Here is a 19,743-nt window from a genome sequence, read left to right as displayed (position 1 = left end):
ATAGCCCTACTTCGTAGAATAAAGATAAGCGCTAATGTCGATAAATAATTGTCCGTACACGGCCATTGAAGGATTCGGTGAAAAAATAGTGGATCGATATTACAAATAGCCTGATTCTGAGCAATTCGCGCCCACTAAAAAATACAGTCATCGCACCTCATGTATCGACCTTTGATGTCACAAAGCTAACACTGCCAACGTTAGTAAAGCTGGCTTTCACCGGCGTACCCGCAGGTAGCTCAAGCAAGCCACACCAACTACCCGTTGCAATCAGGTCTCCTGCTGTCAAAGGCCAGCCTTGTTGCATAGCATGCTCGGCTAACCACGGCAGGGATGCCAATAAATCAGGAATTTGTGGTACGAATTGACGCTGGCTAAGATCGACATCACCGGCACTAATCACCAGCCGATTATCCGGTTGCCAACCGGGCACGCTTTCGCCAAGGATTAACGCGCCATGCATCTGTAGATCAGCCAGTAAAAAGCGCTCTGGAAGGTACTGCCAATCTTCGCCACGCACATCAAAGATCTCAATCCCTGCATAGGTTGCCGCGATGGCAGCGGCCAACTCATCCAAAGACATATTCGCCGTAATCGGTTGTTTTAACTCACATACAAGTTCCACTTCAATACCACATAGGGTTGCGGGACGGTAATCATCAACCACAGAAACATCCTGTGTAAATAATCGAGCATCCGGCACAGGCGCAACTTTCGGCGGTGATCCGGTTGCCAGCTTCCAAGCTGTTGGTCGACCATTAGGCCACCACCCTAATCGATTACCCAGTTTACGCTGCGTATCATAAGCCTGCTGATCGGTTAGAGGAGACAACAGGCAAGCATCTTTGTATGGAATCGGTCGACCCGTTTGCCAAGCATCCGCCAAACGATCAAGCAGTTGAGACTCTAAAGGGAAACTTATCCGATCCATGAGACACCACCTTCAGGTCTAGGCTTAGGTCTCGCCGGTGTCGGCAACTGACAAGGCAAAAACTCTCCCATCCCCTCCTTACCCAAATACTGACCATCCTGCCAAACCCTTTGGCCACGACACAGCGTGATAGCGGGCCAAGCATTAACCGGGATACCTTCATAGGGCGTGTAATCCACCTCATGATGAAGTGCTGCGTTACGAATCTTCCGTTGTATACCCGTATCCCAGATCACCAGATCGGCATCTGATCCTATGGCGATAGAGCCCTTACGAGGGTAGAGCCCATACATCTTCGCCACGTTAGTCGCCGTTAACGCAACAAACTGTTCGATACTCAAGCGACCTGTTTCTACGCCGTGACTAAACAATAGTGCAAGGCGTGTTTCAAGCCCTGGAATACCATTCGGAATTTTGTCGAAACTCGCATCCTCACCCGCCGAAAACTTACCATCGGGCCCCGCAAACTTAAACGGCGCATGATCAGAGGAAAACACTTGAAACACTCCATTTTCAAGTCCGCTCCAGATAACTTCCTGATTAGCCTTATCACGAGGCGGTGGGCTACAAATACATTTAGCCCCTTCTTTCTCATCCTCATGGGCCAAGTCGTCAGCGGTCAAAAACAGATATTGTGGACAGGTTTCTGCATACACACGTAAACCATGAGAGTGAGCCCAACGTAATTGTTCCACTGCTTCCCGAGCTGACACATGCACAATTAAAATGGGTACGTCCACCAGCTCAGCATAGGCGATAGCACGGTGAGTGGCTTCTCGTTCTGCCAGCATCGGATGAGCATCAGCATGATACTTAGGCCCACTGTGGCCATTCGCTAGCAAGCGTTCAGTCAACCAAGCGATACAGTCGGCATTTTCCGCATGTACCATCACCATCGCGCCATGAGCTCGAGCAACCGCTAAGACATCAATCACTTCGCGATCTGCTAATTTAAGATCGTCATAGGTCATATAGATTTTAAAGGATGTGTAACCTTCGCTAATCAACTCAGGTAGCTCTCGCTTCAACACATCTTCCGTAGCATCCGTCACGATCAAATGAAAAGCATAATCGATACAGGCTTTATTACCCGCACGTTGATGATAATCATCAACCGCAGCTCGTAAACTTTGACCCTTTATTTGGCAAGCAAAGGGAATAATAGTGGTGGTTCCGCCGCAAGCAGCAGAGCGAGTGCCACTAACAAAGTCATCCGCCATTCGTGAATCATCGTTCGTGGGTTGATCCAGATGACAATGCCCATCAATTCCACCGGGCAACACCCAGCGACCCGCAGCATCAATCTCTTCCTTACCCTTACCGAGCGCTTCGCCTAGAGAAACAATACGCCCATCACGGATCGCAATATCGGCACAGAAAGTATCTGCAGCAGTTGCACAACGAGCGTTGCGAATAACGAGATCAAACTCAGACATACATTACAACTCCTACCATTAAGCAACATCGAGCCACAACAAGGGCCTTACATCTCAACGGTTTTTTATATGACACATAACTCATGTGTTTAGTACTAACAAGCTCAGCGACATAAATAGAGAACAACACCGTACAGGCGGCAAAAACACGCCAAAGCGATGGCTGATAACCATCATGCTTAAATGCTTTTCGGCATACGGATGTCTTTATGTGAAGTTGGGCCTGATAGGCTATTCGGACGTTAGTTCACGTCCGATTAATGCAGACAGTGCAGGTGATAACCCTTGGCAAAGCTTACTCGGCGGCTGAGCATAACTACCGCTGCTCGCTTTACGTGCTGCCAACATCGCCAATAGCTCTGCCTGTTTAACGGCGCAACTCACCCCGTCGACAATCGGTACGCTGATTTGATCAACAACATTGCGCGCTAAACCGGCCAACGGCGCGCCGGCAATAATAAGAACATCGGCACGATCTTCTTTAACAGCCTGATGGCACAGTTGAATTAAACGCTCTTCTTGATCTTGCTGCACTGTGGCGATGTCTGATAGAGACTCATCTAAACAACGAATTGTACATAGACGACTTCCCATACCGTACTGAACAACGGTTTCTTCATACCAAGCCTTAATACGCTGCGAAATGGCGATAATGCCAATACGTCCACCTAATTGGGCGGCACTCATCAAAGAGCTTTCCGTGAGACCAACCACGGGAATCGGTAACATCTCTCGTGCAGCTGCCAACCCTGGATCACCAAAAGCGGCAACAATCGCAGCATCATGGCCTTCATAATGCTCAGCTAATTGATTCAACGTGGCATAGGCACCAACTGCCGCTTCAGCCCGAGTTTCGATATAAGCCACACCTAGCTCAGCGGTTTTGACGGTCAATTCAGTGGTAGCAAGCGCCGCTCGACGCGCTTCAGCTTCGATCAATGCGGTCACACTGGTGGAGATGTTCGGGTTAACAATTAAAATACGCATGCTTCTATATCCTTTAAATTTGAGCTTTAGCTCTTGCCCACAGGTTCTCAGCCGCTCGCTGTGCTTGATCAAGCAGATCATCTTGGTCAGCCAAACAAAGCTCACCATTCTTCACCACTATCTCACCTTGGCAGATCACCATATCGACATCTCTACCTTGAGCGGTATGTACCAAGTTACCTAGGGCATCGATCAGAGGCACCAAGTGAGGTCGTTGGAAATTAAACACCACTAAATCAGCTAACTTACCCTCACTAATAGACCCCAGCGTATCCTCTAAACCGAGTGCCCGCGCACCACCCATCGTTGCCATTTCCAGCACATGGTGAGGCTGCCAGTTATCAGTGATCGCACTTTCTTGCACTCGTCCCATGATTAATGCCCAGCGCATCACTTCAACCATATCGCCATGCATATTGTCTGTCGCCAATGCGAGGTTAGCCCCTGCCGCCCTTAACTGAGTTGTGGGTGCTATTCGCCCCCCTGTCGCATTGCCCCGCGGCACATGGGCAACACTGGTTCGACTACGGCCTATTTTCTCGATATCACTGTCAGTAACATACATACAGTGCGCCGCCGTAAACTGAGAACCCAGCAAGCCAACATCATCAAGTAGCTCTGTCGGCGTCATCCCTTCACGCTCAGCAATACGCTGGTTTTCTTTAACGCTTTGAGAAAGGTGTCCGTTAACACGAATACCGTGACGATCACGCACATTGACAACTTGCTCAAGCAAGGCGCGTGAACAGGTGTCTGGTGCATGCGCCGCTAGCTCAGTGCCGAGTCGGCCATCCATTTTCCCGTGCCATCGGTCATGTAGCGCAAGAGCCTCTTCAAGCCGTCGTTCACCAATGGCAATGTCATGCTGCCAAATACCCTGATGCACTCGGGTAAAATCGACATCGTGTATTCGTCCACAGGTGATAACGCGCATGCCTAACTCACCCATCGCCGGCAAAGTAAGATCGGCATGTACAAAGCTATCGTTGATCAGTGTTGAACCAAATAACAAAGCCTCGGCTGCACCTAACCGTGCTAATGCAACCGCCTCTTCTTCTGAAACATCATGCCCATGAGGGACTCCAGGCGTATAAGCCGGCGCAAACCCCATATCTTCTGCGACGCCACGTACCATTGTTAGAATGGTATGTGTATGAACATTAATAAAACCCGGTGTGATGACCCGGCCAGACAGGTCCAAGGTCTGCTTAGCCTTCGGAAGCGGTATCTGCGAATCATAATGGCTGACCTTCAGAATACGGCCCTGATCGATGATCAACAGCGCATTAGGAATTTCCCCGAGTAACGGATCAACCGTTAGCACTCGAGCACCATAAATGACTAAATCAAACAGCTCATGTGTATTGGTAGTATTCATAAATTTAGACTCAATATCCCATCAAACGCGGTAACCCAGTGACGATCGACGGGAATACGATACACAACGCCAACAACAAAAATTGGCAGGCGACAAACGGCAGAGACTCTTTAACTAACTGCGCCATCGGTACTTTAGTAATACCGCACATGACGAAATACAGCACACCAACGGGGGGTGTCATCATGCCGACAACCAAGTTGTACATAAACAGAAAACCAAAGTAGAGAGGGTCGATCCCATACGTCAGCGCCACAGGCGCAAACAACGGCACCAGCATGATATAAGCAGCATTGGATTCAATCAGCATACCCACGACAATCAACAAGGCCATCGTCAGCAAAATAAAGGTCATTGGGTCCGCAGTGAGTGATTGAATGAACTGCGACAACATCACTGGCACCATCTCAATGGTGAAAATAAATGTCATAACCGAGGCAAAAGCGATTAACGCTCCGACCATAGAAGAGGTCACCGCAGCCTTAAAGAAACAGGCGGGTAGATCGGCTATTTTTAGCTGCCGAGTCACAAAAAAACCGATGAAAGCAGAATACACAACCGCAATGGCGGCCCCTTCTGTTGCGGTGAAAACACCACCCACAATGCCTCCAACAACGATCACGGGCATTAAGATAATGACAATAGCTTGACGTGCCTGCTGCAAAACATTGCGAAGATTAAACTTCTTGCCAGTCAGTGGGTAACCACGCCGCCAAGAGATCCAGCTGGCGATCCCCATAAAGCTAATCGCCAGTAAAATACCGGGCACAATACCAGATAGGAACAACCCTCCAACGGATACCGAAGACCCTGCCATCAAGGCATAAACAATCATGGCATTACTCGGAGGAATCACCGGCCCTAGATTTGCTGCAGCTGTAATCACGGCACTAGAATAGGCATCGGGATAATATTTACGCATCGATGGCACCAGCGTACTCCCCATCGCGCTAGCGCTGGCGACGGCAGCGCCACTGACTGAGGCAAAAATAGTACCTGACGTAATAGTGACATGCGCCAAGCCTCCATGAACTCGACCCACCATACTATTAGCAAAAGAGATCAATCGATCCATGATACCGGCACGGACCATCAACTCCCCTGCCAGCATAAATAAAGGTATTGCCATTAACGGAAAACTATTAACCGCGTGCATCATTCGTTGCGGTAAAACCACCCAATCAAAGTCGAGTAACCAAATTCCTGCTAGCGCACCCACACCGATCGAAAAAGCTAACGGCATACCTAATAAGGCTAGACCTAGAAAGAGCCCAATAGCAATCCAAGTCATGATTGCTTCTCCCAAATTTTAGAACCACCCCACGCTAAAACAGCGAGGTGTAGAATAGAATGGACAGCACAAACAAGCAGCGCTATGTAATAAACGGCTGAGGTTATAGGCAAGGTGGGCATCAGCTCCGGCCAACGATCGATAGTGGCCTGCCAAGACCCCATCATGATCATAACCATCAAGAACATAGACACTAACGCCATCACTCTAAGTAACGTCTCTTCAATGCCTGCAGGCAGCTTGTGAACAAGTAAATCGATGCCTACATGCGCCCCATGTCTAATCCCGTGGGGAATGGCTAGAAAGATTGTCCATACGAAGCACAACCTCGCCAGCTCATCGGCAGAATCAATCGATGCCCCAAACAGGTAACGCAGAACAACTTGGACAGAAACGATGATAACCATCATTCCCATCACTAACGTTATTCCCCAATAGCTACCTATATCCAACCACCGTAAAAGATGGATAACCTTAGCAAGACATACCTGAGACAGAGTGAATGGCACCTCGTTTTCAGGGCCATCAGTACGGTGATTAGTTTGAGGGCTCATATAATTACTCAGTCTCGCTAACTGCTTTTAATACCGCATCAACAAATTCAGGATTCACTCGTTGTTTAATGGTATCGCTGACAGAGAGTGTCGCTTGACGTAGCTCGGCTCTTAATTCATTACTGATAGGAGTGTAAATCATGCCATCATCAACTAAACGCTGACGCCAGCTCTCTTCTTCTTCAGCGGCGGTTTTACGCTGCCACATCAATGCTTTTTTAGCCGCGTCAGCGACGATGGCTTGATTCTCTTCGCTGAGCTTTTCAAACTTACGCTTATTCGCTGCGACATTGATGAAGTCATAAAAATGGCCTGTGTTAGACAGATACTTCTGTACTTCATTAAACCGACGGCTAGAAATAATGTTATATGGGTTTTCTTGAGCATCCATTACCCCTTGCTGTAAGGCAGAGTAAAGCTCTGATACATCCATAGAAACCGGATTCGCACCTAGCGCTCTGAATGTTTGCAGATGAACTTCATTAGGCTGCAAACGAATACGCAGACCCTTAAAATCTTCTACGGATTTAAGAGGCCGAAGGCTATTCGTAACATGGCGGAAACCAAGCTCACCATAACCTAGGTTTTTATATCCCTGGGTGGCCATCTTACTGTCGAGTTGCTGACCTAAAGGACCATCCATCACCTGGAATGCCTGATCACGGTTATTAAACAAGAATGGCAAACTGACGGCTTCGTACTCAGGTACAGAACGGGAGAAGTAAGCAATAGAAGTAAACACAGCAAAAATACTGCCTGAACGAACTTGATCTACGTTTTCCGTCGCGCCGCCGAGCTGCATTGCTGGAAACAGATCGACTTGAATCTCGCCACCAGAAGCATTTTCCACTTCTGTTTTAAATACCTCCATTGCCCGCGAAACAGAATGATCGGCAGGAAAATTACCTGCCACACGTAGTCGCTCTGTACTGCTAGCATAAGAGGAGAAAAGAACGCCTCCCACTAGCACTGCTACAGCCTTAAGGGTGCTAATTTTAGTCATCGAAGAAAATCTCCTAGTTGTCTTAGGTAATGAATAAAACTGAAAAACGCTTCAGATATCCGCTATCTCATAACAGCAAGCTATATGCCAACCCTATTAAAACTAGTCATATTAAAAATTAACTCATTGAAATAAATAGTGATATATAGTTTTAAATATTGTTGTATTAATTGTTCGCAATCCTAAAAACAATAAAATAAACACATTTGATACTCAAAACTGGTGCAATATAATGCCTTATGCATTGCATTAGTGCGTGTTTTATCTACCTAAAACTAACATCAACCAGTAGCTGATGACTCTGATCTTGTGACATAATTGCACGCTGGAGAAACAAGGGAAGGCTTGGAGTGGATAATTCGTCAATGGTAAAACCCAGCATTGAGCAGATTGCGGTTCGCATTACCGATGCAATCATGGAGCACAGACTACCACCCGGTAGTAAACTTGCCGAAGATAAACTTGCAGGTGCATTTAATGTTAGTCGAACCAAAATTCGCCAAGCGTTTATTCTGCTCGCCAACGAAGGCCTAGTAACGCTTCATCCCAACCGAGGAGCTTTTGTAACTAGCCCGACGACAGAGCAAACGAGGGACATATTCAAAACTCGGCGTCTAATCGAACCTGAAATCATTAGGGATGTGATTGCCAAAGCATCCCCACAAGATATTTCACGCTTACGTAAACACCTGGAAGAAGAAGCGAAAGCAAGACGTACTGATGATAGACGACGTGTGATCCGACTATCAGGCGAGTTTCATTTATTACTGGCTGAACTCGCTGGCAACCAAGTCATCAATAAACTAATGACCGAGCTATGCCCACTAACCTGCTTAATCATTGCTCTTTATGACGGCCCTAAAATACCCGCCTGCCCTGAAGACGAACACACGCAAATTATCGATGCGATTGAAGCCAATGATTCAGCGACAGCAATCAAGCTGATGAAACGCCATCTATCTCACATAGAAAACGAGCTCAACATTGATGCCTATGAAGAGAGAGATATTCATTGGGAATCCATTTACAGTTAATACTTTACCTTAGATCCGTTTGGGTCGAACACAACATAGAGCCGGTGTTCTGTCATCAAATACACTAAATAGAAAAAATCCTACCATCATAAAGTGATGGTAGGATAAGAAAACTAACCGTTATCAAACATGCCGCTATAGAACTCACAATCAAAGATAATATCTTCTTCGATGTAAATAGGCGGTGTTGCTACATCTCTAACGCCTTTGTTATCGTTCTGCTGCGACAACGGCTCCGCACGATTTTCTTGTCAGATTTAAATGCCGAATTATTTGGATTGAGTGTTTCTGAATACTGATCCTTTCGGCTGAAATCAGTGAATTGAGCAACACTTGGATACTTATTCGCAAGTTCGCTAGGTTCCGACAAATCGGGGTAAAACTATAATCTATACACCCAATCAGGAATGGCGAATTTAGTCTCTGTTTATTTACAGTTTGCGCAGCATAAAACTAACTATTAAGCTAAAGTTTCAACATCCATTGTCACTATTTGCAGTTTGAAATTTATGACTGTATCCCAGTAGTGCCAGCAACGAGACTAACCTCTATACAACCGTTATCTTCAAATTCCTGGCGGCGCACCATACCAACAACAACCCTCCCTTCGGGCACTACAAAATTTTCAACGGCCTCGGTAACAATTGAAAACTCCTGTAGATTTATATCAGGCCCGCCATAAATGGTAACGAGCATCACTTCTAACGGTGATAATGAAACCTGATTTAACGCGCTATTTATGGCACGTAAGGCTGCACCTTCACCCGTTGAGCGACCAACTGCCGCATGCAATTGCAATGTATCATTGCTCTTTAACACTGAACGAACATCAGCAAAATCAATAGCAACCAAACTCGAATCCATGATCAATTCAATGATGCCACGCACTGCGCTAACGGCATTCTCAAAAGATCCACAGATAAGGTTCCCATCATAATACAAGGCCTTATATTCAGACGTTATAACGCTTCGCACATCATCAATTTTATCTGCAGACCAATGAACCGCTATAAATAAGATATCCGTATCATAACGTCCTAATTGCTCCACCACCTTCTTACGCCATATGTGGGTATCACTACATAAAAAGACTGCTAGATCCGTGTTTTCCAATAGGCGATAAAGTGCATCATCCGTAACCGCCACACTATCAGATGCTTTATACGTACCGCTTTCATCACCATTTGCAGCCCCAACCCAACGCCAATCCACCATTTTCCCTGTCACATCATCAATAACGAGATAATGGCATCCAACGATCACAGGAAGCGCCTTAAACTCGGAAGAAAAGCAGATAATTCTAAGGACAGCCCCTTCAGATGTCGAACTTACCAGTTTAAACATATAAAATCCTTGATATAAGGTAAAATAAATTCTAAAAAATTACGAATAAACTAACTCTATAACCGTCAAATAAACTCAGAAAAATACATAACTTTACGAATGTAAAACATTAATAATTAGCCCTATATACCTTAGAGGAATCAGTTAATAAAATATTTTTCTTAGTCATTTCTTTTATCATCCTCTTAACATATTCATTACGTTTATCTGTACGTTTCTTCCATGATTCATGCTTGGCAACTATTGGGAAAATAAAATCAACAAACGAGTTAAATTGATAGCCCTTTGTCCCATCCAACTTTAATGTGGTATCTAGAATATCCCACTCAATCTCAGTCAACTGAAGCTCCTCAAAATCTTCTATTGCTTGCCTTAGGTCACAACGGTCTTCCGGCTTTTTATACGTCATATTTCGAATTATGGCTGTAAGATTGGATATCAAGTACCAACTACCAACATGTTTCTCTAATTCCTTTTCTATTCGAATTATATGAGCCAGCGTATCTTCATCAAATGTACTCCCTGTTAATAACAATGCAAGGGTGTAGTGGCATAGTGAATTTGGCCACCTGATTGGAGGTGATAAACTCACCTTAACTAATCAGGTATAAAAATGACAAAACAAAGCAGACCACCATATTCACCCGAGTTCCGCCTTGAAATTGCACAACAAGTTGTCGATGCCGGTCGCTCAACTCGTGACGTGAATGGAAGCCTTGGCCTAGGTAAATCAACTGTCGATAAATGGGTACGCCAGTTACGTCATACAAAAAGTAAATTTATTTACCTTAAGTAAATGATAAATACCCATTAAGCTGGAGGCTAGTGAATTCAAAAAACGAATAACCAGTATTGAAGGAGCCATATCCACATTAGTCATCGTCACTGATTCCGGTGATTATAATTGCATTTGCACCAGTGGCTCCCGTCAAGTATACCCTAAGCGCATATAATAGATCCGGTGTATTACGAAACGTTTCTGGCTTCTCTATTTGAAGGCTGATTCGGGACTTCAGATCGATGTCACTATCGATCACTATTCTGGAAACATCATCTACCAAGGTCACATATTGTTTGGTCAGATCATTATCCGGGGCGAAAACCATTTTGAACTCTTCGCCCTCAATCCCTCGGCTTCTCAGGAGTGCAAGAAGAAGCTCCAAATGCTTACAGAGAGTCGCTATCTGATATCCTTTCCCATAATTGACAACCTTCTGGATGTCGAACTCAAGGCAGCCATATAAGTTTCTGGATAAAGCTCCGAGCTCCTCTTTCGTCAATTTGTTGATCAATGTTTTGGACCGCCAAAGGGCTATCGACAAAACCTCCATGGTAATGGATCTGGTCAGGCCCTCATTATCAATGGGGTCGATAACATTCTCCAACAGTTCTTGTTGGTATGGCAGTTCTGCATTACCGATGGCGAATGCAATATTCTTGTAGTACCTCCGCAAAAGCCTTTTATCCTTCACTGCATCAAGAAGCCGGGAGCCAACAATTCCGGGGGCATCCTTATGTAGACAGCACAGAAAGAAGAAAAGCTCCTCTTTAAGGGTGTCCGGCATCTTTTCTGACTCAATTATTGAAGTAATCTTTTGAGTACCTTCGAATATCGTGTTCCTAAAATGGTCAGGCACATCTGACTCTGAAAGGGAGTGGCCATGATTCCAGATGGTTAATGCTGGAAATCGGAGACTGAAAATTCCTTTTTCTGCATACTCCATCGTTCTTGAAAGCTTCCGATTAATGGTATCCTGTGTCTTCTCCTGGAGCCGTGAGGGTAAGCTCTCTGAAAATGATATATTTGCCCCGGAAGGACCTTTTTCATTAGTAGAAACGTCTAAATAAACTGGGCATCCTTCATATAGCGAACTTTTATCAACAGCCTCAATAAATTGAGAACTGTGGCAAAATACACTCTCTCCCTCAACATTGACTCGGCAATAGTATTTCCCGGTACGGTCAGTGGTTCCCCATTCCAAATAGCCGACTTTTCTTATATTCAGGATGGATTGAAATTCCTGTTCATAATCGAACGAGATCAGATCATTCAAGCCTGCAATTTTGGAACAACACCAGTCCAGAAGGTCAGAGAAGCTCTTGCCATCTTCTTTAGGAAACTTCTGAAAATCGGACCAGCTTTTACGGGCTGGGAAATCTGGAACCGGTAAGTTCTCAAGATCGGCAACCTCACCCTCTGATGCTGAGCGCCATTCAACCCGAATAGATTTGAAATCTGCTTCCGCAGAATCCAACGGAATGAATTTCAGTTCATATGGATCATCCGCTCCATAGGTATAGGTCATCTTCAGCTTACAGGCCGTGGCCTTCTTCAAAGGGAATGCTGGCGATTTCAGGTATGCAACAAAATGCAGCTCTTTATTGCCTTCTCCCTGCTGTAGAGGAAAACTGTAATGCGTTTGTCCGGCTGGAAGAGTAAATGACTCTTCTACTGGTATATTCACTGTTCTGCCACGTTGCGGTGTTACTGTCGCATCTTTTACCAGATAGAAATTTTCAAAGTGCCCATCACGTACAATTCTGATCGACAGCTCTGGCAGATGATCACGCCAAAGGGCAATGTCACCAACTTCATCCTGCCATCTGTTTAATGTACTCCCACCCAGAACCGGGCTAATCCTTCCATGAACCCAGCTATAGTTCTTATGGAGATGCTGTGGCCTCCCGATTGTATCCTCAAGAGACAGGATGAAGACATTAACTCCTCGACAATCTCTGTTTGTAGAGTTCAGGTAATCACTGATAGCGTAATTTGACAATATGTTGAGATCTAAATCCTGAGTCAGAGCCTCCCGAATAGAACCCGGTAAGTGATACCAGTGATTATCTTTTACAAAGGACACTTCCCCGGAATCACTAACTAAACCATCGAAGCCGAACAAATGGAGGAGTTCTTCAGATGTCTGGCAACCATTACGGTCAAGATTGCGGGCCATGGCAGTATGTATGCCTCTGTTTGGCACAATAACCGTAGGATGTCTTTCCCAGCTGATGCCTTGAGTCTCAGGCAATATTTCGTCTAGCTCTTTTTGGTATATTGCCTGAACTGGGGTTATTGAAATGCCACCGTCAAATGAATCGACCACCAGCACAAAATCATTCTCTCGAACTCTGTCCTGTACAAATTCCTTCGATGATTGCCATGCAAAGATAGCAGTTATGCTTTTGGGAAGCGGAGTCGATTCATCGAAATATAAATTGACACTTTTTCTTATCCCTTCCAGATCGAAGTCATTACCCCAATCAGGTACAAGGTAGGTCAGTTCGTCTGTCTTAATATAGTCACTCAACTTTTTAGTAAAAAACATAGACGCACTGCTTTTGGTGGCATCAGGCAGTGTTGAGCTATGTGAAAAAAGGCTCTTCATGCTGACCGTTTCAATATCAGGTTGCAGTACAATTGCCGTTGCAGCTCCACAATCAACAGATTGTTTCGTACCATTTTCATGTGTCCAAATTTGCTGGAGAAACCTGAATGGCAGATGCGCCTGAGAGCCAGTATTATTCATGAATGCAGGACGGATAGAGCATAAGTCCACAACAGAACTATCTACCTGTACTGGATCACATTGATTATTACCCGGTTCGGAATACTCAAACAAAGCGCCCGTGACTAATAACAATATCGTCTTTGGGATCTCTTTGAGAGTTGCTGGTTCTATTCTTAATTTCTTTTTTGCGCCCTGAGCTTGCTCAATAACAAGATCCCCGGAAACGATCTGTAATAAATACTGATCTCCCCCGAATTGTATCTCCCATTTATCACCCGTCAAATTGAAATCTACAGGGATTATTCCTACTGGAAGGGTTATGTCGTCAGCACATTTTCCCTGTCGGTTGCTACCGATAACAAAAACAATTTCATCTCCAATGGATAATGAATTAAGAGTAAGACTTTGTGATAAATTACTTTGGTGAAAAAACAGATCTCCTCCATTTTCTTTTGTCAAAAAACCAAATTTTTTTTCATAATTTATGGTTTTAATTTTTCCCTTTATTTTTGACTCGCTCGAAGGAAACAAGTATCCCCGAACTGGTAATGCTGGGGAGATAGAAAAATTATCATAATCGAGACCGACCGGTTGCTGAACTGTACGAAAGCGATCACATTGACTAAGTAAAGAAAGCGTATTCCAATAAATAACGCTGAGAATATCCTTATGGATTCTTTCACTGTCTCCTGCGATCTGCTCATCTATAGCTTGGAGCCAGAGCCAACCATCCCAAACTTTTCGATAACGTTTGTCTTGAAGCAGTGTGTTGTTAGGAGGAAGATTACCCCAAGCACCGATTTCAGCGGCATCTTCAGTTCTGAGCCAGCGCTGGATGGAAACAAGTAACTCCTCACAAGTCCCTTCTGCCGCTGCTGATAAAACATTCTGTCTTTCAATTAAAATTTGTTCCAGCCGGAACAGGAAAGCTCTCAAAAGTCGGTTTTCTGCCGTATCAACACTGGATCTCCGCCTAACAGCCTTCATATAGGGCTTGCCAGAAAGCTTCTCACGAAGTGTTCTTCCCGGCTGACGGCTGAGCCATTGAACACAGTTGCTGTCAACCTCTCTCACCGCATGTATTGGCAGCATGGCATGTTCCCGTAATATCTTATCCCGAGTATGCTCCATGATTGCCAGAACAGCTTCCATTGTATGCGACACAATTCGATAAATACGGTCTTTTATCTCACCCTCAGGTGACTCATCCTGCACCGATTTCGCCACGGCATCTAAAAAGTCGATAATACCGGTATGCAGGGCATGTCCTGAAACAGGGTCGAAGTTTGATACTTCCGTCAGCCAGTTGCGGAGCATCAGCATCAAAAGAGCCTTGGCCTTTATCTCATCTCGATCGTTTAATGCCTTGTAAATAGACTCGATAGAATCAATGTTTAAAGAGTATCCCATCAACTATGACTCCTTCGTCTGATTACATTCAGCCTTTAGCTCCTTGGCTTTTTTTACATCACAATTCATTGTTTCCATAATTTCTGGCATGGTTAACTGCCAAAGCTCTTTTGATTTGTCCTTTGCCAACGTAACTAATGCTTCAGGAATCAGTACTGAAGGATTGGCATTGTCTGCATTACCGCTATTCGGTTCAGGTGCGACACCGATACTACCGTTTGAAGCTGCCGTTTCCAGACCGTTGACAGCCTCATCATCCTTTAAATAATTGGCACTGTTCCAGATAAACTGCCCATAGCCAAATTCACAAGCCAGATCGAAGTCCTCGATTATTGTGTAGTCGTTATTGACTAGCTGAGTTCTTATTTTGTCAAGGCAGTCTGATTTTGATTTCCCTCTGGTTTCAATGCCGCGCAGTTTAGGCATAACCTTCTGTACAAGCTGATCTTCAAAGGCAACCTTCATTGCTTTTACCAAGCCTGCATCATCGTTGTTTCTCTGGGCTTCCAACACATCGGGATAATTAGCCATGTAATACTCGATAGATTGCCACACCCGGTGCCCCAGAGCCCTACCAACCTTGGATAACGAAGTGTTCATTTCTTCAATAAACCTTTTAAAGGGCAATATTTGGTCATCACTGAAGCTACTTTCTTTACACCACCAGCTTTCCCACTGTTTGCGAGACAATAATGGAGCTTGATCACCCAATGGTATCAACCGACGACGCCTTTCTAAGGTGGTCGGTCGAGGAAAGTTGATTACAATGCCTCGATCAAGAACCTTATCTGAGAGAGACTTAGTAGTCTCATCTTGATTCATTGTTCCAGCCCAAAGAACGTTGCGGCCCAATGGCAGATCATAATGCTGCATACCTGCGCCAAGCTTAACTTCAAGGCTAGGTACCTCACTGCCTTTCCGGCCTCGCCGCAGTTCTAGTTTGCTCAAAAACTCTGCAAAATAGAGTTCGACATGAGCAAGGTTCATTTCATCCATTAAAATTAGATTTACGGTATCTTTTAAACCAAAAGGATATTCTTCAGCCGGAGCCTTTTGACTTTGTGCTAATAAACGCAACACGGGCTGAGCATCAAATTTATTATCAATAGAATTGAAAAAACCCAGCATAGATTCCTGACTATCCCAATTTGGCTGCACGGACAGGCTCAGAAAGTTAATGCCACCAAAATGAGAGTACAGTCTTGGCAACTCAGACTTACCTGTGCCACTAACACCTGATAGAACAGTCATAGGAGACCACTCAGCAGTTTTTAAAGCGGTGTGAAATGCATATAATATTCGACGAGGAAATCTCAGGCCATAATCCATGCAAGATTTTCTAACTCCATCAAGCCATTGAATTTCACTAAACTTATCGTTCAAACGAGGGAGTGCCTTTTGGATATACGGAAATTCAATGTCCCGAATTCTCGCCTCTCGATCCTGTTCTCGTTCGTACGAGGACTGTAAGCGTTTAAGCTCTTCCATCAGTCGATTATTATCGGCATCCACTGATTCAAACCGCCTCTGCAGAGATTTGTTTTTATCGGACAGCTCGGCTACCTGCATTTCAAGATATGACTGTTCGCGCGCTGAACTTCTGAGAATTTTATTTTCTTCAGAGAGTCGCTCACATGCTAGATGTAGATCACTCTCTTCGGATTTCAACCGATCAAAAGCCTCCTGCATTTCTTGTGTTGGACGTGTGGCAAGGTCATCACGCAGCTTTTTAATTTCCTCCTCATAAGTTTTTAACTTCAGCAAAACAGCGGCGGGGTCTTCATCACCTAATTTAATTTTGAGTTCTTCAAAATTCGAAATTAAAACACTACTCGTTTTGATGGACTCTCTCAAACGGCCAATTTCATCATTAAGCGCAGACCTCTCACTCTCTAATGAAAGCTTCCGTTCAACAACTTTAGCCTCCACCTCAAGGTTCAGATTAGTTTCTCTTTCCTCAAGACGGTCTTTGCTAGATTGTAGGCGATTCTTTTGATACTCAAGTTCATCCTTGAGTTCGTCAAGCTCAGCCTGAGCCTTCAGAAAGGCCTTTCTTTTTTGTTCGAGTTCATCTCTATCCTGCTGAATCGCGGCCTTATGAGCTTTCAGACTATCCGCTATCTCTTTTTCCAAGGTTGCTATTCTGGTCGTTCTCTCCTCTGAAAGTTCTTTTTCAATACTAGTCAGAGCACTTGACCGTTTAAACTCCAACTCCTTTTCCTGTTTTTTACGAAGAGCAAAGAGCTCGTCATCAAGCTTTGCCCGGGCATCTGCATACCTATTGTCCCTTTGGAGTTCAGCCTTTTGAATCGTTAGTTCTCGCTGCCTCAATTTCTCCTTGTCAGCTTCAAGTGATGCCAGTTCACTCACGCATTTAGCCTCCCGCTGCTCCAATTGTTTTTTGAAACCAGCAAACTTTTCCTCAAAGAGCTTCGGGAAACCATTTTTTGCCTGAAGCTCCATCTCTTCAAGCTGAACACGTTTTTCATTCAGCTCCGCTTCTTTTTTGACTATCGCTTCTTTAGCGGTCTTCAATTCCTGTTCCTTTTGAGCGATAGCCGTCTCTTTTTGGCTCAGGGAACCTTCGGATTCTTTTAATTCTTGTTGCTTATTCAGGAGGCCAGCCTCTGTAACGTTCATAGTGTTATCAGCCTGTTCTGCTTGTTCATTACCTGCAGAAGGCTGGGCGTTCTGCTTGTTCGTGTTGCTCATTAGAAGACCTCCGTTATTATCTTGATTGCTTTGAATACATTCTTTTTCAACGACTCCATGTCATTCTGCGAAAGAGCTGTCGAAAGCGTGTTCCCATCACCACGTTTGCTCAACAAACCTGCTGTGAATCGAATTATATGTTTATCTGCTTGATACAGACGTTGTATCTCATCATTTGAAGCAACAAATATAAGTCCAAGCAATTCAGCTCCAAGTGAAGCCCCATATCCACCAATAGATTTTTTTATAAAGTCACCTTTTACCATTGAAATTGATGCCGGAATGTCATCGCGACTCTCGTAGAAACCAGCCTCAATTATTTTCTTAAGGGCTATTTCTTTTATGTCTCCCATACTGCTACGTTCAACAGTCCTTCTGTCCCGTACTTTTGGGTTAAGGCTGGTTTCCATCGCTGCAGCAAGAGCCCTGAGGATTTCAACTGTCAGAAGACCATCCCAAGGTTTAGCAAACATACGTTCAATGCGAATGAGCTGCTCCTTCAAGCCAATCTCCAGTTCGCAGACAAAAGAGAGCCCAAAGTATTCATCTAGATTAGTTTCTGCGCTGAGGCGTTCCTGATTTACATCTTTCTCAATGTCATAATACTGATTATTTTCTGACAGCTCCGAAGAAATAGAGGGCAAAAGCGTCTTGATAACCGCTTTAGTACGATTAACATCTTCCTTGAGTTGATCTGTATCCTTCTTATAGTCAGAAATGTCACCATGGGAAACAGGATCGCGCAGTTTTTTAAGGGATAGAACAAAATCCAAGAATCCACTATGATTTTGTGCCAAATCATGAACTGGATGAGTAGTTATTTTTGTTGCAGCGCCGGTTATGGCCATTGCTAATAAAGGTTGAAGCTTAACTTTTCCATGTTGAATGTGCTTTATCGCACCTGCCTTTATTTGAAGCAGCTTTTTGTTTTGAGGTGATAAAGATAGGCCTATTTTTTTCGAGAACTCATACAATAACCGTTCGTTGTTCTCATACTTCTGAGCAGAAAATATTTGTTCCCACTCCGGAACAGGATATTCAGCAACGACAATGGCTAATGCATATTCAACTGAAGAGAAAAGTTTCGAGCCGATCTGCTGTTTGTTATAAACATATTCTCTTTCTTCATGCTCGGTTTTTGGATATCCATTTAATTTTTTCAATGCGTAATTGATACCGTATTCAGGATGAATGAATTGTCTAGTGATGCGAGGGTATCTCCACTGGCGCCCCTTCAAGTAAGTAGCGTCGTTTTTAACAGGTGTTATTCTATCAACAACTCCTTTCTTCTTAATGTCCTTGACCCACTTCCAGTTCTGAGAAGTAAGGTAATTCGCAAAACTTTCTGAGAAGCCAAAGCCACATCCATCCGTCACCAAAAGGTCAGAATTACCTATCTGGATAATGACATTGCAATGCAAGTAAACCAGTTCCGGATTCTCATGTAAGGATATGGCTTCGGCCATTGGCACCGGAGGCGGGTACTGATCGGCACCTTGGTTCAACAGGGCATGCCGTTTATATTTTTTCTTAAACTCTCTGATAGCTCTGATGATATCGTTGGAGTCAGGAACTGCTTTCCAAAAAGAGTCTTTTGCAGGGCGTATCTGTCTCGCATTGACCCTAGAATTCTCATTGGTTGAATTGATTAGAAAATCAATAAATCCGTTGTCACCAATCCTTGAGATTTTTTTATAGCTCATCTGCTCGGTGCTGACATAGGGGAGAAGCTTCCCGGACAGCAGATCTACAAACACTGTGGCCACGGTGTATTCCAGATTTCCGTCTGGTTCATTTTTCCACTCGTTCAGAAGTTCCTGTCCGTGCTCAGACAACTCATAGCGGTCATTCAAAAGGCCGAGCTGGTTGAGACGATTCTGAATAAAGGCCACCAGCTCCTTTTCCAGACAAGTGAGCAATGCAATCTTTTCTGTATCCCCGGATTCAATCTCTGTTATCTTCAAGACAGTTTCTTCGAACACATTGAGACCGCTCTTTTTCTTTTGCGGAATAGAGATGTTGAAGGCATGGCATGGCCAAAGAACACTCTGCCTGGCTGCTATATTCAATCCATCTAATGCGGTATTGAAACTAATTACTTTGGGACGAAGATCTTTTGCCGGCTTATTAGTAGAGAGAGCACTCATAGGA

General features: G+C 44.5%; 14 protein-coding genes. 2 read left to right on the top strand and 12 right to left on the bottom strand.

What is annotated here, in order from left to right; all coding sequences use genetic code 11:
* Nucleotides 1-157: 157 nt before the first annotated feature.
* From AC0L4K_RS05605 to AC0L4K_RS05575, 7 genes are all read right to left on the bottom strand, one after another.
* Nucleotides 158-931: a hypothetical protein gene (locus AC0L4K_RS05605; protein WP_473268533.1), complete on the bottom strand. Its 774-nt coding sequence runs from the start codon at nucleotides 929-931 to the stop codon at nucleotides 158-160.
* Nucleotides 919-2,367 (bottom strand): dihydropyrimidinase, encoded by a 1,449-nt coding sequence (gene hydA, locus AC0L4K_RS05600; RefSeq protein ID WP_473268532.1) that lies wholly within the window; start codon nucleotides 2,365-2,367, stop codon nucleotides 919-921. Before hydA ends, AC0L4K_RS05605 begins: the two co-directional genes overlap by 13 nt.
* A gap of 231 nt (nucleotides 2,368-2,598) precedes the next feature.
* Nucleotides 2,599-3,354: an aspartate/glutamate racemase family protein gene (locus AC0L4K_RS05595; protein ID WP_320135507.1), complete on the bottom strand. Its 756-nt coding sequence runs from the start codon at nucleotides 3,352-3,354 to the stop codon at nucleotides 2,599-2,601.
* A 13-nt stretch (nucleotides 3,355-3,367) separates the two neighbouring features.
* Entirely contained in the window at nucleotides 3,368-4,732 is a 1,365-nt protein-coding gene (locus tag AC0L4K_RS05590) for an amidohydrolase family protein (protein WP_473268531.1), read from the bottom strand.
* Between the two features lie 10 nt (nucleotides 4,733-4,742).
* Nucleotides 4,743-6,023: a TRAP transporter large permease gene (locus AC0L4K_RS05585; protein WP_215950544.1), complete on the bottom strand. Its 1,281-nt coding sequence runs from the start codon at nucleotides 6,021-6,023 to the stop codon at nucleotides 4,743-4,745.
* A complete protein-coding gene (locus AC0L4K_RS05580) occupies nucleotides 6,020-6,577 on the bottom strand; it encodes a TRAP transporter small permease (protein WP_215950543.1) in 558 nt (185 codons plus the stop codon). Before AC0L4K_RS05580 ends, AC0L4K_RS05585 begins: the two co-directional genes overlap by 4 nt.
* A gap of 4 nt (nucleotides 6,578-6,581) precedes the next feature.
* On the bottom strand, nucleotides 6,582-7,580 hold the full coding sequence (locus AC0L4K_RS05575) for a TRAP transporter substrate-binding protein (RefSeq protein ID WP_473268530.1): 999 nt from the start codon (nucleotides 7,578-7,580) through the stop codon (nucleotides 6,582-6,584).
* Between the two features lie 350 nt (nucleotides 7,581-7,930).
* Here AC0L4K_RS05575 and AC0L4K_RS05570 point away from each other — a divergent pair, with 350 nt between their 5' ends.
* A complete protein-coding gene (locus AC0L4K_RS05570) occupies nucleotides 7,931-8,614 on the top strand; it encodes a GntR family transcriptional regulator (RefSeq protein WP_473268529.1) in 684 nt (227 codons plus the stop codon).
* 507 nt (nucleotides 8,615-9,121) lie between these two features.
* Here the strand turns inward: AC0L4K_RS05570 and AC0L4K_RS05565 are convergent.
* Together AC0L4K_RS05565 and AC0L4K_RS05560 are read right to left on the bottom strand one after the other, a co-directional pair.
* Nucleotides 9,122-9,958 carry a hypothetical protein gene (locus AC0L4K_RS05565; RefSeq protein ID WP_473268528.1) on the bottom strand — a complete coding sequence of 279 codons (837 nt, stop codon included), beginning with the start codon at nucleotides 9,956-9,958 and terminating at the stop codon, nucleotides 9,122-9,124.
* Between the two features lie 109 nt (nucleotides 9,959-10,067).
* Nucleotides 10,068-10,550 carry a hypothetical protein gene (locus tag AC0L4K_RS05560; RefSeq protein WP_473268527.1) on the bottom strand — a complete coding sequence of 161 codons (483 nt, stop codon included), beginning with the start codon at nucleotides 10,548-10,550 and terminating at the stop codon, nucleotides 10,068-10,070.
* A gap of 21 nt (nucleotides 10,551-10,571) precedes the next feature.
* Here AC0L4K_RS05560 and AC0L4K_RS05555 point away from each other — a divergent pair, with 21 nt between their 5' ends.
* Entirely contained in the window at nucleotides 10,572-10,754 is a 183-nt protein-coding gene (locus tag AC0L4K_RS05555) for a transposase (RefSeq protein WP_473268526.1), read from the top strand.
* Between the two features lie 76 nt (nucleotides 10,755-10,830).
* Here the strand turns inward: AC0L4K_RS05555 and AC0L4K_RS05550 are convergent, their stop codons facing one another.
* From AC0L4K_RS05550 to AC0L4K_RS05540, 3 genes are read right to left on the bottom strand one after another with little or no spacing between them, the layout of a single operon-like run.
* On the bottom strand, nucleotides 10,831-14,880 hold the full coding sequence (locus AC0L4K_RS05550; RefSeq protein ID WP_473268525.1) for a DUF2357 domain-containing protein: 4,050 nt from the start codon (nucleotides 14,878-14,880) through the stop codon (nucleotides 10,831-10,833).
* Nucleotides 14,881-14,883: 3 nt separating this feature from the next.
* Nucleotides 14,884-17,592, bottom strand: coding sequence for an McrB family protein (locus tag AC0L4K_RS05545; protein WP_473268524.1), 2,709 nt, complete (start codon nucleotides 17,590-17,592; stop codon nucleotides 14,884-14,886).
* Nucleotides 17,592-19,739, bottom strand: coding sequence for a hypothetical protein (locus AC0L4K_RS05540; RefSeq protein WP_473268523.1), 2,148 nt, complete (start codon nucleotides 19,737-19,739; stop codon nucleotides 17,592-17,594). The genes AC0L4K_RS05545 and AC0L4K_RS05540 overlap by 1 nt, the downstream gene beginning before the upstream one ends.
* Nucleotides 19,740-19,743: the final 4 nt, after the last annotated feature.

It is taken from the genome of Amphritea sp. GJ51-11 (assembly GCF_055808735.1).
Note: the sequence above shows the minus strand (reverse complement) of the source record. Positions and strands in the feature narration are given on the sequence as shown.

Excerpts from the sequence above, each read along its gene's own strand:
- AC0L4K_RS05590 (WP_473268531.1), bottom strand. The coding sequence starts at position 4,732 with ATGAATACTACCAATACACATGAGCTGTTTGATTTAGTCATTTATGGT.
- AC0L4K_RS05585 (WP_215950544.1), bottom strand. The coding sequence starts at position 6,023 with ATGACTTGGATTGCTATTGGGCTCTTTCTAGGTCTAGCCTTATTAGGT.
- AC0L4K_RS05550 (WP_473268525.1), bottom strand. The coding sequence starts at position 14,880 with ATGGGATACTCTTTAAACATTGATTCTATCGAGTCTATTTACAAGGCA.
- AC0L4K_RS05555 (WP_473268526.1), top strand. The coding sequence starts at position 10,572 with ATGACAAAACAAAGCAGACCACCATATTCACCCGAGTTCCGCCTTGAA.
- AC0L4K_RS05545 (WP_473268524.1), bottom strand. The coding sequence starts at position 17,592 with ATGAGCAACACGAACAAGCAGAACGCCCAGCCTTCTGCAGGTAATGAA.
- AC0L4K_RS05565 (WP_473268528.1), bottom strand. The coding sequence starts at position 9,958 with ATGTTTAAACTGGTAAGTTCGACATCTGAAGGGGCTGTCCTTAGAATT.
- AC0L4K_RS05540 (WP_473268523.1), bottom strand. The coding sequence starts at position 19,739 with ATGAGTGCTCTCTCTACTAATAAGCCGGCAAAAGATCTTCGTCCCAAA.
- AC0L4K_RS05605 (WP_473268533.1), bottom strand. The coding sequence starts at position 931 with ATGGATCGGATAAGTTTCCCTTTAGAGTCTCAACTGCTTGATCGTTTG.
- AC0L4K_RS05575 (WP_473268530.1), bottom strand. The coding sequence starts at position 7,580 with ATGACTAAAATTAGCACCCTTAAGGCTGTAGCAGTGCTAGTGGGAGGC.
- hydA (WP_473268532.1), bottom strand. The coding sequence starts at position 2,367 with ATGTCTGAGTTTGATCTCGTTATTCGCAACGCTCGTTGTGCAACTGCT.
- AC0L4K_RS05580 (WP_215950543.1), bottom strand. The coding sequence starts at position 6,577 with ATGAGCCCTCAAACTAATCACCGTACTGATGGCCCTGAAAACGAGGTG.
- AC0L4K_RS05595 (WP_320135507.1), bottom strand. The coding sequence starts at position 3,354 with ATGCGTATTTTAATTGTTAACCCGAACATCTCCACCAGTGTGACCGCA.